Genomic DNA, 12,886 nt, shown 5'->3' with positions numbered 1-12,886 from the left:
AAAAAAAATCTCATCCTAAACCGATGGGATTTTTTTTACTTAAATTTTACGTATTATGAAAAAAATCATGCTTTCCGTATGCTGTTTAGGTCTTCTATTAGCTTGTGGTACAACCAGTCAAGTAGAAGCGCAAAATTCAGTAGAAAAATCCAACGACCCGTATTATTGGCAACAACATGTTGACTATAAAATGGAAATTGATATGGATGTGGAATCCTTTCAATACCAAGGTAAACAGAAATTAGTATACACCAATAATTCACCCGATGTTTTAAACCGCGTATATTATCATTTATATTTCAATGCTTTTCAACCAGGTAGTGAAATGGATATACGTTCTAGAACTATTTCAGATCCAGACAGACGTGTTGGCGATAGAATAAGTAAACTACAACCTAACGAAATTGGGTATATAAAAGTCAATTCATTAAAGCAAAATGGAACAACATTAAAACATGAAACCGTTGGTACGGTTCTAGAAGTAGATTTAGCAAAACCTATTCAACCAGGAGAATCTGTAACATTTGATATGGATTTTGATGGTCAAGTACCTGTTCAAATTCGTCGTTCTGGTCGAAATAGCGCAGAAGGTGTAGCCTTATCTATGGTGCAATGGTATCCAAAATTAGCTGAATATGATTTTGAAGGCTGGCATGCCGATCCCTACATTGGACGTGAGTTTCACAGTGTTTGGGGCGATTTTGATGTTAAATTAACCATTGATAAAAATTACGTGGTTGGTAGTACAGGCTATCAGCAAGAAGACGTGAAAATAAAAGGAAATAAAAAAACCATTCATATTATAGCTCCGCAAGTTCACGATTTTATGTGGGCTGCAGATCCTGATTATATTCACGATACCATGCAAGTTCCTGATGGACCATTATTGCATTTTTACTACAAAAACACACTGGATGCCGAAAAATTAGATTTTTGGAAAAAATTACAACCTAAAACAGTTGCTTTAATGCAATATTTCAGTGAGCATATTGGAGACTATCCATACAAGCAATACTCGGTTATTCAAGGTGGTGATGGCGGTATGGAGTATGCTATGGGTACTTTAATAACTGGAAATCGTTCGTTTGGAAGTTTAGTTGGTGTTACGGCACACGAATTAGCACATACTTGGTTTCAGTTTTTATTAGCAACTAACGAAACTAAACATGAATGGATGGATGAAGGGTTTACAAGTTATTACAGTGATTACGCCATGAATGAAGTGATGAATGAAGGCAATGACCATCCTACTTCAGGATCTTATAGAAGCTATTTGTTTTTAGCAAAATCTGATAAAGAGCAACCATTAACAACGCATGCAGATCGTTATGCTTATAATCAGGCTTATGGTATTTCAGCATACAGTAAAGGTTCTGTGTTTTTATCACAATTGGGTTACATTATTGGTGAAGACAATTTAAGTAAAACCATTAAAAAATATTTTAATGATTTTAAATTTAAGCACCCAACACCACTAGATATTATTCGTACAGCTGAAAAAGTAACGGATTTGGAATTGGATTGGTATTTAATTGATTTTGCACAAACCACCAATACCATTGACTATGCGGTGAAAAGTTTTGAGGGTAAAACCATTTCTATAGAGCGGATTGATATTATGCCAATGCCTATAGATTTAACGGTTACCTATACCGATGGTACAACCGAAGATTTTTATATTCCGCTACAAATGATGCGTGGTGAAAAACCAACAGAAGCTACTATTATTGCAGATTGGGCTTGGGCAAATCCAAACTACACGTTTGAAGTTTCAAAAGCCGTAAAGTCTGTTGAAATAGACCCAAAACAATGGGTTGCAGATGTTAATCGTGAGAATAATAAACTGGAGAAATAATTTTTTTTAAAGTATTCAAAAAGCTGCTTTTTTATTAAAAGCAGCTTTTTTTTATGCTTACTTTGTACCTTTGAAACGGCATGGATAGAACCTACAACAAACACGAAAAATTAAAAAGTAAAAAACTGATAGATAAACTCTTTACCAAAGGGCAATCGGTTTCTGCGTATCCATTTCGTATGGTTTATATGGAAACTTCGCCCGATGATGCAGATACTCCAATAAAAACAGGCGTTTCCGTATCCAAAAAATACTTTAAAAAAGCAGTGGATAGGATCCGCATTAAACGCTTGATGCGTGAAGCATATAGATTAAACAAAACCACATATTTTAACAACATTACAACATCTTATGCGTTTATGATTTTGTACATTGGTAGCAGTAAACCAACGTATATTCAGGTGGAGCAGTCCATGAATAAACTATTTAAAAAGTTTACAAACACCACGTTTAAAGAAACTAGCAATGAAAAAATTACTTAAAAAGCGCATCCTTATCCCCTTTTTCGCGCTCACTGTTTTCATAACAGGTTCGGCTTTTCAAAACGATTTTTTTGAAATAGCAAAGCAAATTGAAATCTTCACCACCTTATATAAAGAAATTAATATGAATTATGTGGATGAAACCAATCCTGCTGAATTAATGGATACTGCCATTAAAAGCATGCTGAAAGATTTAGATCCTTATACCCAATTTTACAATGAACAAGATGTAGAAGCTGAAAAAATAAGACGTACTGGTGATTATACCGGAATTGGTGCCAATGTGCGCACCATGAAAGACAAACTAGTTATTATTGAACCATATAAAGATTATCCGGCAGATAAAGCCGGTTTAAAAGCTGGTGATGAAATTATAAAAATAGAAAACACCGTCATTGCCAATTATAAAGATGACGCTGGCGATTTGCTAAAAGGCACCAACGGTTCTCAAGTAAATGTTACCTACTTACGTCAAGGCAAGGAGTTTACTACAAAAATTACCCGGTCGGAAATTGAAATTGATGCGGTTCCTCATTTTTCTATGGTGGATGATAAAACAGGCTATATTGTTTTAAATAAATTTAATAATAAAGCCTCCCAACAAACAGGTTATGCCTTGCGTGATTTAAAAGCACAAGGTGCCGAACGTGTTATTTTAGATTTACGTGGCAATCCTGGCGGTTTATTATTGGAAGCTGTAAATGTGGTAAATCTATTTATCCCTAAAGGGCAATTGGTTGTAACAACTAAATCTAAAGTCAAAAAATATAATCGTGAATATTACACCCAAAAAGAGCCAATTGATACGGAAATTCCATTAGTGGTTCTTATTAATGGGGGAAGCGCATCAGCTAGTGAGATTGTTTCAGGTTCCTTACAAGATTTAGATCGTGCTGTAATTGTGGGTTCTAGAAGTTTTGGAAAAGGCCTTGTACAACGACCAAAGCCCTTGTCTTATGGTACACAACTTAAAATTACCATTTCGCGTTATTACACGCCTTCTGGGCGTTGTATTCAAGCATTAGATTATTGGCATCGTGATGATAATAACAATGCTGTACGTATCGAAAAAGATAATTACAACGAGTTTAAAACTAAAAACGGCCGTAAGGTTTTTGATGGTGGTGGTGTTTTACCGGATGAAACCTTAAATGTTATTGAAAATTCCGCCATTACAAATGCTATTCAAAACGACTTTTTAATATTCGATTATGCAACGGATTATTATTACAAGCATCCAAATTTGAATGTTACTGATTTTGAATTATCCAACGCGGATTTTAATGATTTTAAAAGCTATTTAAACACGAATAATTTCACCTATGTTACCGAAACCGAAAAAGCCTTGGAAGAGGTCTTAAAAAGTGCTGAAAAGGAACAACTAGATGATAACATTCAAAAAGATTATAACACATTAATTAGTAATTTAAATAACTCCAAAGCACTTGCTATTGATGAGAATAAAGCAGATTTATTAACCCTTTTAACAGATGAAATTGTTAAGCGATACGTGTATCGTGAAGGTTTGTATGATTATTATAAAGTTCATAATTTAGAAATTAAAAAAGCAGCCAATATATTATCGAATCCAAGTACTTATAATGGTTATTTAAAATAATTTAAATATATTGAAATTTATATGCCCTTTTAGTAATGAAAACAAGAATAGTCATCCTATTTTTTATTGGTTTCAACTGGCTTTTTTCGCAAGAAGAGCGCAGGCATATTGTGTTTTTTGAAACGGATGAATATGTGGTATTACCAACGGAAGAAAGTAGGTTGCTATTATTCCTTTCCGAAATAGAATCTCTAGATATTGAAAAAATTTCCATTTACGGTTTTACCGATGATACGGGGAGTGATTCTTATAATTTAAAACTCTCGCAATATCGAGCCAATTCTATTAAAACCATTTTTTCGAATAATGAGTTTGATGAATCTAAAATTACCAATGTAGATGGCAAAGGCGAAGTATTACTAAAAGTTTTAGATGAAGAAAATGTCGCCAAAATTCGTGGCTTAAACCGCAAAGTTGAAATTCGTGTAAAACCCTATTCGCCCCCAAGAACAGAAGCCGAATTAGTAAAACCTAAAAAAAAGGATTTTTCTGAAGCCATAAAAGGCGATGTAAAAGCTGGAGATAAATTTTTATTAGAAAATATTTTATTTAAAACAGGCTATAGTTATCTACTTCCGGAATCTAAAAAAACATTAGAAAAAATTGCTGAAACACTTTTAGAACGCGACGATATTTATTTTACCATTCAAGGTCATGTGTGTTGTACACAAAATCGTCGTGATGCTGTTGATAGAGCAACCAATAAGCAGAATTTATCGGTTACCAGAGCTAAATATATTTACGATTATTTAGCACGAAAAGGTGTGGATAAAAAGCGCATGAAATACGTAGGTATGCGTGGTAGATTTCCTTTAGGTGGTGAAGCAAAATTTGACAGACGTGTGGAAATATTATTGACTTATGTTGGCGGGAAAAATTAATTTTTAACCATTCCAATATGCGGAATGCCATCTTCTAAATACCCCTTGCCAACTTCCTGAAATCCTAAATTAGTATAGAATGTTTTTAAATACGTTTGTGCGGAAATTTTAATAGTGGTTTCGTTATAGATGTTTTTAATGGCACTTATAGATGCTTTCATAATAGCGTACCCATATTGGTTTTTGCGTTCGGAATTTTTAACCACCACACGACCAATACTAGCTTCATCAAAATAAAAACCAGGTTTAAAAATACGCGTATACGCAACTACTTTATTATTTTTAAAACCTAAAACATGTAAAGCTTTATCATCTTTTCCATCAATATCTTGATAAACACAATCTTGTTCTACAACAAATACTTCACTGCGTAATTGCAGTAATTGATACAATTCATCACGTGTTAATTCTTGAAATGTTTTGGTCTTAATTTCTAACATCGTTAAAAGGATTTTCTGGTGATAATTAATGGATTACTTGTAATTTCCATTTAAATAACTTTAACAAAACTAACTATTACAAAAAGCGATTTAATCTTGGACAATTATTTCTTTAGGGTCGGCTTTATCATATTCCGGTTGAATGGTAACATGATTAATATTAAACTCGTCATGCAAAACTTGTTCTATGGTTATTAACAAGCTATCAAATTCGGTTATGGATATATCTTCATATAAATCTAAATGTGCTTCCAAATGCAATTCATCATCACTTAAATTCCAAATATGAACATGGTGTAATTTTTTCACTTTTGGTATCTGATTAACTGTTTTTACCACCTCTTGAATGTTGATATGATCTGGTGTAAAAAGCATAATCATTTTGGTGGATGTTTTTAATAAATCCCAACCAACCCAAATTAAATACACGGCAATTAAAAAAGTTAATACACTATCTACCCAGAATAACTGGTAATATTTCATTAATAATCCACCAATTAAAACGGCCACACTTGCCAGCATATCTGTAATAAGATGCAAATAAGCCGAACGCATATTAAGGTTTGATTTGGAATCCTTTTTAAGTAATAACACCGAAAAACCATTGCCTAAAATAGCAACAATAGATAACCAAATTACAAGAGACGATTCAATTTCCTGTGGATCAAAAAAGTGTTTTACAGCTTCAATTATTAAAATGACAGCTACAATTACCAGTGTAGATGCATTTATAAAAGCGGCTAAAATTTCGGCACGTTTAAAACCAAATGTTCTACTTGCCGAGGCTTTTTGCTTGGAAAGTTTGGAAGCGACGTAACTAATAATTAATGAAATAACATCGCTAAAATTATGCAGCGCATCACTTAACAATGATAAACTTCCAGATACCAAACCACCAATAATTTGGGCTATGGTAATAAGGATGTTTAGAAAAATAGAAATCAATAAATTTCTACCTCTTAAATCAGGATGTTGGTGATTGTGTGCATGCGCGTGACCCATTTTATGCCAATTTTAAATTGGTACTAGCAAGATGTTGGAATTTTATCTACGCGATTTTGGTGTCTGCCACCTTCAAAAGCCGTTTCTAAAAACGTATCTACCATTTGTATGGCTTGCTGAACTGCAGTATAACGTGCTGGAATACTTAAAATATTGGCATCGTTATGTTGTCTGGCTAATGCTGTAATTTCTTTGGTCCAACATAATGCTGACCTTACACCTTGATGTTTGTTAGCTGTCATGTTAGCGCCATTTCCAGAGCCACAGATAATAATTCCAAAATCAGCTTTTTTATTTTCAACATCTTTAGCAACGGGATGGACATAATCTGGATAATCTACACTGTCATTAGAATTGGTTCCGTAGTTAGTAACCTGATGGCCTTGTGCTTCTAAATGCTTTACAACAGCTAGTTTATAATCGGTTCCTGCGTGATCGTTTCCTATAGATATTTTCATTTTTTTTAACGTTTAGAATCTCGTTAAAGGTAAAAAAATAAACCGATATCTTTAAGTTTAGATAGTTTGAGTATATCCGTTATTTTTTAATGAATTTAAAGTTGGTACCAGAATCTATTCTCAAAAAATAAAGTCCTGATTGTAATGAGTTAATTGGAATATTTTCTTGAGGTATAAGCGTTCCAGATTGCATTTGTTTGCCTTGAAAATCTAAAATACTATAATTTACATTTTGCTGTAAACCTGATATTTGTAAAAATTCTGAACTCGGATTAGGGTATAATTTTAAAGATTCAGTTTGAATTTCATTTAAACTTAATGTAGAGCAGTCTGTACTGTAAACGACATCATCTACAACATCGGGCCAATTGTTGGTTGCATAATCTACATCGTCTACACTAATACAATTTAAATTGGTATAGTAAATAGATAAATCTAAATTGGTGTTATTTCCATTTCTTATATCAAGATATGCAATATTAGAATCAGTAAAGCTTAATGTCGTTAAATTGGAGTTATTACGTAAATCCAAACTTGGAACGCCTGAATTAAGGAATGTTAAGGATTCTAAATTTATTAAATCATCCGTGACTAATTCCGATATAGTAGAACTGTCTCTGAAACTTAAATCAGTAACACTCGTACAATTAGTTAAATTTATACTGTTTATATAATTATTCCAAGTAAAATCTAAAGACGTCAAATTAGTACAGTTAGCTAAATTAACAGTTCTTAAACCCGTTCTATAAAAACCTAAACTGGTAATAGCTGTATTTCCACTTAAATCTAATGAATTGATTGTTGTTTCATTAATATTAATAAAAGATAAAGCAGAACAACCCGTAATATTTAATGTTTGAATACTAGATTCTCTTCCATATAAAAAAGTAAGATTCGTCTTTCCGCTTACATCCAAATCTAATAATGACATATTTCTCTCAAAATCTATTGTTTCTAATAATGGATTAGTGCTTAAATCTAATGTGGAAATTCTCGTAAAAGCAATATTCAAATTTTTTAAATTACTACAGTCTGTTACATTTAATGCATTTACGGTAATAGATAACCAGAGGTTGATACTTTCTAAACTAGCTAATCCCGAAACATCTAAATTGATTAAACCATTTAAATTTATAGCTTCTAAAGTTATAAGCGAGGAAAAAGCTTGAATACCAGTTAAGTCCGTAATCGAGGAGTTTCCAATATCTAAAGTTGTTACAGGAGTTAAATCACTACTTAAAACTTGACCATCTAATATGCCTTCGCTATCAATAGATTCGGTTATTAATAATTGTTCAAATTCAGCATCTGGAATACTGGTATATTGTGCCAGGACCAATGGACTAAAAAGTAAAAAAAGAGACGTGGTTAAAAAATAGGTGTAGCATTTTTTCATTTTAAAATGGATTAAAACGTTTGTAAAAATTTATAATGCTATTTTAACTTGATAAAGAAATTAGTGTGAGGGAGAATTTCTTATAGTATAAATATATAAAAATATAACTAATTGATTGCAAGACTCTTAAATTATTTACTTGCCTAATACAAGAAATTATTAATAAGTACCGGTTTAGTAACTCATAACTTGTTAATAAGTGTTCATTAAATTCTAATAGGTAAATTTTTAAAAGTCAATTAATTTTTTCAAGTGAAAACCCAACCCAATAAACCAAAAAAGTTAGCTACTTTTTTTGGACAAGTTTTAAGACAAGCAACAGATCTTTATAAACACCAAAATGTAAAATACTTGTCAGCTTTTTACTATTAACATAGGTTATTAACAGTTGTTAATAGCTTTTAAAATTCATCTAAAAATGAATGCTTTAAGGTTATATAAACTGTTAACTACGTATCAATAAATTGTAAACTACGTGTAATCAAAATAAAATTGCATAAAGTTATACCTCTATTAACACACTATAATAACCATTATTATTTTTTTAAAAATTTAAAAGAAAAAGATGATTATCTATATATATGTGGATAACTACTTTTTTTAAAATTTTACTGATTTATAAAAGATTTAAGAAGCATATTTAAAATAGGTATGTTATTTATATATTAAATAAAACAATCTAAATTTCCATTTAATATTAAAACCGTAGCTTTGCATCAACTTAATACTTTTAGTAACCTATTCACTATTAATAATTAAAGTGAAAGCGTTAATCTCTTCCTTAAATGTATTATTTTTATAAAACTATAAGATTCCTTTCCAATAGTTATCAAGATTCAAAGGAATAAAACGATTACAATTTAAATGACAAAAAAGAAACACAGGAAACCTTCAAATAATAAGATTTCCAATTTGACAAATACAATCTTAAGTATATTAAAAAAAGACAGAAACCAATCCTTTAACTATAAACAAATTGCTGCTAAAATTGGCGTTAACGATGCTAGTAGCCGCAATCAGATTATAAAAAAACTTCAACAACTTAAAGCAAAACAAGAGATTGAAGAAGTAGAACGTGGAAAATTTAAAGCCATAATTTCTACTGAGTACCATACTGGTCGTGTGGATATGGCATCCAGAGGTGCTGGTTATATTATTTCAGACGATTTTGAAGATGATGTATACATTGCTTCAAACAATATGAATAAAGCCCTTCATGGCGATGAGGTGGAATTCTACGCGTATAAACGATTAAAAGGTGGTAAGCGTGAAGGCGAAATTACCCAAATTATAAAACGGGCTAAAACGGAATATGTTGGTGTTATTCAACTGAATAAAAACTACGCCTTTGTGGTAGTTGATAGTAACAAAATGTACACAGATATTTTTGTACCAATCAACAAAACCATGAAAGCTAAAGATGGCGATAAAGTATTAGTTTCATTAGAAGAATGGCCAGAAAAAGCCGATTCTCCTAACGGAAAAGTTATAGAAGTTTTAGGAAGACCAGGTGAACACAATACCGAAATTCATGCTATTTTAGCGGAATATGGGTTGCCATTAGAATTTCCGAAAGAAGTAGATGATTTTGCTAATAAAATTGATACATCAATTACGAAAGAAGAAATTGCTAAACGTCGGGATATGCGTGAGGATTTAACCTTTACCATTGACCCAAAAGATGCCAAGGATTTTGATGATGCTCTATCATTTAAAGTGTTAGACAATGGACTTTATGAAATAGGAATTCACATTGCAGATGTGTCGCATTACTTACAACCTGGAACCATTTTAGATGATGAAGCTTATGAGCGTGCAACATCGGTTTATTTAGTAGATCGCGTGGTACCTATGTTACCAGAAGTACTATCAAATAATGCCTGTTCATTACGTCCTAATGAAGAGAAATATACCTTTTCGGCTGTTTTTAAAATGAATGATAAAGCCGAAGTGGTACACGAATGGTTTGGTAGAACCGTTACTTATTCAGATGCACGTTTTGCTTACGAAGAAGCTCAAGCTATCATTGAGCATAATGACGCCATGAGCGCAGACGATGTATCCAATAATCCTAAAAAAATAGATACAACCATACCTGCAGATGTAGCCATCTCAGGAAAGGAATATCAAACAACGCTAGAAATAGCTCAAGCCGTTTTAAAAATGGATGCTTTTGCTAAAAAAATGCGTTCAAAACGGATGCGTTCAGGCGCTATTTCGTTTGATAAAGTGGAAGTAAAATTCAATTTGGATCAAGATGCAAATCCGGTTGGGGTATTCTTTAAAACATCAAAAGATGCCAACAAAATGATTGAAGAATTTATGTTATTAGCAAACCGAAAAGTTTCGGAATTTGTTGGTAAACAGAAAAAAAACTTCATTTATCGTGTTCATGATGAACCAGATGACAGTAAACTGGCCGCACTGCAAAATGTAGTAAGTCGTTTTGGTTATAAATTGAATTTCAAGGATAAAAAAACCACAGCATCATCTTTAAATAATTTATTAAGTAGTGTAAACGGTAAAAAAGAGCAGAACTTAGTTGATACCTTAACCATACGAACTATGAGTAAAGCCGAATATACCACACACAACATTGGTCATTACGGTTTAGCTTTTGATTATTACAGTCACTTTACATCACCAATTCGTCGGTATCCAGATGTTATGGCACACCGATTATTACAACTGTATTTAGATGGTCAACCATCTGCTAACGCGGATATTTATGAAGATAAATGTAACCATTCCAGCAATATGGAAAATTTAGCCACAAAAGCGGAACGTGACTCTATTAAATACATGCAAATTCGCTTTATGGAAGACCATAAAGATGAAAATTTTGTAGGTGTTATTTCAGGTGTAACCGATTGGGGAATTTATATAGAAATTATTGAAAATAAATGTGAAGGCATGGTGAGTGTTCGTGATATGAAAGACGATCATTACCAATTTGATGAAGATCATTATGCATTAATTGGAAAAAATTCTAAAACCATGTACCAATTGGGTGATGAGGTCGTTGTTAAAGTTAAAAATACAGATTTAGTTAAAAAACATTTAGATTTTTACCTAATAGGAAAACATCAGGAATAGTTTTTGCAACGTGTATTTTTAATATAAAATAATCCTCAATGACCATGAAAAAATTTCTTTTTGCACTCGTTCTAATCGTATCAACAACCCAAATAAGTCCAGCACAAACTGAAAAAATGCTAGGCGATTTTAATGAACTTAAAGTTTACGATAGGATAGAAGTCGCCTTAATAAAATCGGATGAAAATAAAATTATCATCACAGGAAAAAATACGGAAGATGTTGTTATTGTTAACAAAAATGGTAAACTAAAAGTGAAAATGTCTCTAGAAAAACTGTTTGATGGAGACGAAACAACTGTTGAATTATACTACAAACAAATTGATTTAATTGATGTAAATGAAGGTGCCTTTGTAGGTTCTAATGAGGTTTTTAACCAGTTTGAAATTGAATTAAATGCGCAAGAAGGTGGCAGCATAAAACTCATGGTTCAAGATATTACCTTTCTAGAAGTTAAAGCCACAACGGGTGGTGTTATACGCGTTAGTGGACACACTAAAAATCAGGATATCGATGTATCAACAGGTGGTTCTTTTCTTGGAAAGGAATTAGAAAGTGAAACAGCAAAAGTGGTTATCCGAGCGGCTGGTGAAGTTCATGTTAAAGCGTCTGAAAAAGTAGAGGCCAAAGTACGTGCTGGAGGTAGCGTGTATATATATGGAAATCCAAAATTGGTTGAAGAAAATACTGTTTTTGGCGGAAAAATAATTCGTAAGGATTAATACCTAGGATTTTCATAAATTTGTAGAAATTGCTTTTTAAAATTTATGACTGACGATATTTTAGCAGCTATTCCTTTCGGAATACTATTATCTTTTACCATTGGCCCTGTGTTTTTTGTTCTTCTAGAAACCAGTGCTACTAAAGGTATTAAAAGTGCTTTAATATTTGATTTTGGTGTTATTCTAGCTGATATTTTATTTATAGTGGTAGCATATTACAGTACCACTAAACTTCTTGATAAAATTAAAGACGATCCAAACTTCCTCATTTTTGGAGGTGTTTTGTTGGCTGTCTACGGTTTTATATCCTTTACAAAAACCGCCAAATCCTTTCGGGATATTGTGCGCGAATTTCATACAGTTGAATTAAAAAAGAACTTCGGAAAGCTCTTTATTAAAGGGTTTTTACTCAATTTTATCAATATTGGTGTATTATTGGGTTGGTTAGGTTTTATTGTAATAGGGAACTCGCTAACAGAAACCGAACAAGGTTTATTTGTGTTTTTAGGAACTATTTTGGTTGTTTATTTTATTGTGGATTTACTTAAAATATTGGCGGCAAAAACGCTTAAAAACAAACTCACACCCAGACGCATTTTTAAAACAAAGAAGATTGTATCGCTAGTCATTATGGGTTTTGGTATTTTACTGCTTCTACAGGGGTTTTTTCCGAAAGAAAAAGAACGTTTAAAGCATAAGCTTGATAATATTGAAATTTTTAAGTCGGAATAGCAGTTCAGGTTAATTAGAATTGAAAAGTAAAAAACATCCAAAAAAGAAGTTCGTGACCTATAATATTTCTGAAATAACTCAAGATGATTTATTTTTTGGTGAGAATTGGAAATCTGAAACTCAAATTATATTACCAAATACCTACACAGGTTTTCGCTGCATTTGTGAAGTGAAAACGAAGTAATGCTTTTGGATGCACTTTGT

Annotated in this window: 11 protein-coding genes; 7 read left to right on the top strand and 4 right to left on the bottom strand. The window is 32.2% G+C overall.

What is annotated here, in order from left to right; all coding sequences use genetic code 11:
• The first annotated feature begins 55 nt into the window (after positions 1-55).
• From GMA17_RS13175 to GMA17_RS13160, 4 genes are all read left to right on the top strand, one after another.
• A complete protein-coding gene (locus GMA17_RS13175) occupies positions 56-1,855 on the top strand; it encodes a M1 family metallopeptidase (RefSeq protein WP_248396923.1) in 1,800 nt (599 codons plus the stop codon).
• 80 nt (positions 1,856-1,935) lie between these two features.
• Positions 1,936-2,337, top strand: a complete 402-nt coding sequence (rnpA, locus tag GMA17_RS13170) for a ribonuclease P protein component (protein WP_248396921.1) — start codon at positions 1,936-1,938, stop codon at positions 2,335-2,337.
• Complete coding sequence (locus GMA17_RS13165) at positions 2,321-3,955, top strand: S41 family peptidase (protein WP_248396919.1); 1,635 nt, start codon at positions 2,321-2,323, stop codon at positions 3,953-3,955. Before rnpA ends, GMA17_RS13165 begins: the two co-directional genes overlap by 17 nt.
• A gap of 35 nt (positions 3,956-3,990) precedes the next feature.
• On the top strand, positions 3,991-4,836 hold the full coding sequence (locus tag GMA17_RS13160) for an OmpA family protein (protein WP_248396917.1): 846 nt from the start codon (positions 3,991-3,993) through the stop codon (positions 4,834-4,836).
• Here the strand turns inward: GMA17_RS13160 and GMA17_RS13155 are convergent.
• The 4 genes from GMA17_RS13155 to GMA17_RS13140 form a co-directional block, all read right to left on the bottom strand.
• A complete protein-coding gene (locus GMA17_RS13155) occupies positions 4,833-5,276 on the bottom strand; it encodes a GNAT family N-acetyltransferase (RefSeq protein ID WP_248396915.1) in 444 nt (147 codons plus the stop codon). The genes GMA17_RS13160 and GMA17_RS13155 overlap by 4 nt on opposite strands.
• A 90-nt stretch (positions 5,277-5,366) precedes the next feature.
• Positions 5,367-6,278 carry a cation diffusion facilitator family transporter gene (locus GMA17_RS13150; RefSeq protein WP_248396913.1) on the bottom strand — a complete coding sequence of 304 codons (912 nt, stop codon included), beginning with the start codon at positions 6,276-6,278 and terminating at the stop codon, positions 5,367-5,369.
• Positions 6,279-6,301: 23 nt separating this feature from the next.
• Complete coding sequence (gene rpiB, locus GMA17_RS13145; RefSeq protein WP_248396911.1) at positions 6,302-6,736, bottom strand: ribose 5-phosphate isomerase B; 435 nt, start codon at positions 6,734-6,736, stop codon at positions 6,302-6,304.
• Between the two features lie 79 nt (positions 6,737-6,815).
• Entirely contained in the window at positions 6,816-8,132 is a 1,317-nt protein-coding gene (locus tag GMA17_RS13140; RefSeq protein ID WP_248396909.1) for a T9SS type A sorting domain-containing protein, read from the bottom strand.
• Positions 8,133-8,996: 864 nt separating this feature from the next.
• Here GMA17_RS13140 and rnr point away from each other — a divergent pair.
• Genes rnr through GMA17_RS13125 form a run of 3 tightly spaced genes read left to right on the top strand, consistent with a single transcriptional unit; the run spans position 8,997 to position 12,682 of the window.
• A complete protein-coding gene (gene rnr / locus GMA17_RS13135) occupies positions 8,997-11,228 on the top strand; it encodes a ribonuclease R (protein ID WP_248396907.1) in 2,232 nt (743 codons plus the stop codon).
• A 44-nt stretch (positions 11,229-11,272) separates the two neighbouring features.
• Positions 11,273-11,950 carry a head GIN domain-containing protein gene (locus tag GMA17_RS13130; RefSeq protein WP_248396905.1) on the top strand — a complete coding sequence of 226 codons (678 nt, stop codon included), beginning with the start codon at positions 11,273-11,275 and terminating at the stop codon, positions 11,948-11,950.
• Between the two features lie 45 nt (positions 11,951-11,995).
• Positions 11,996-12,682 (top strand): LysE family translocator, encoded by a 687-nt coding sequence (locus GMA17_RS13125; RefSeq protein WP_248396903.1) that lies wholly within the window; start codon positions 11,996-11,998, stop codon positions 12,680-12,682.
• The last annotated feature ends 204 nt before the right edge of the window (positions 12,683-12,886 follow it).

The sequence above is a fragment of the Bizionia sp. M204 genome (assembly GCF_023205095.1).
GTDB lineage: Bacteria > Bacteroidota > Bacteroidia > Flavobacteriales > Flavobacteriaceae > Algorimicrobium > Algorimicrobium hallyeonense.
Note: the sequence above shows the minus strand (reverse complement) of the source record. Positions and strands in the feature narration are given on the sequence as shown.

What these genes read in the sequence shown, in the direction of transcription:
- GMA17_RS13175 (WP_248396923.1), top strand. Translation starts at nt 56, where the DNA reads ATGAAAAAAATCATGCTTTCCGTATGCTGTTTAGGTCTTCTATTAGCT.
- rnpA (WP_248396921.1), top strand. Translation starts at nt 1,936, where the DNA reads ATGGATAGAACCTACAACAAACACGAAAAATTAAAAAGTAAAAAACTG.
- GMA17_RS13165 (WP_248396919.1), top strand. Translation starts at nt 2,321, where the DNA reads ATGAAAAAATTACTTAAAAAGCGCATCCTTATCCCCTTTTTCGCGCTC.
- GMA17_RS13160 (WP_248396917.1), top strand. Translation starts at nt 3,991, where the DNA reads ATGAAAACAAGAATAGTCATCCTATTTTTTATTGGTTTCAACTGGCTT.
- GMA17_RS13155 (WP_248396915.1), bottom strand. Translation starts at nt 5,276, where the DNA reads ATGTTAGAAATTAAGACCAAAACATTTCAAGAATTAACACGTGATGAA.
- GMA17_RS13150 (WP_248396913.1), bottom strand. Translation starts at nt 6,278, where the DNA reads ATGGGTCACGCGCATGCACACAATCACCAACATCCTGATTTAAGAGGT.
- rpiB (WP_248396911.1), bottom strand. Translation starts at nt 6,736, where the DNA reads ATGAAAATATCTATAGGAAACGATCACGCAGGAACCGATTATAAACTA.
- GMA17_RS13140 (WP_248396909.1), bottom strand. Translation starts at nt 8,132, where the DNA reads ATGAAAAAATGCTACACCTATTTTTTAACCACGTCTCTTTTTTTACTT.
- rnr (WP_248396907.1), top strand. Translation starts at nt 8,997, where the DNA reads ATGACAAAAAAGAAACACAGGAAACCTTCAAATAATAAGATTTCCAAT.
- GMA17_RS13130 (WP_248396905.1), top strand. Translation starts at nt 11,273, where the DNA reads ATGAAAAAATTTCTTTTTGCACTCGTTCTAATCGTATCAACAACCCAA.
- GMA17_RS13125 (WP_248396903.1), top strand. Translation starts at nt 11,996, where the DNA reads ATGACTGACGATATTTTAGCAGCTATTCCTTTCGGAATACTATTATCT.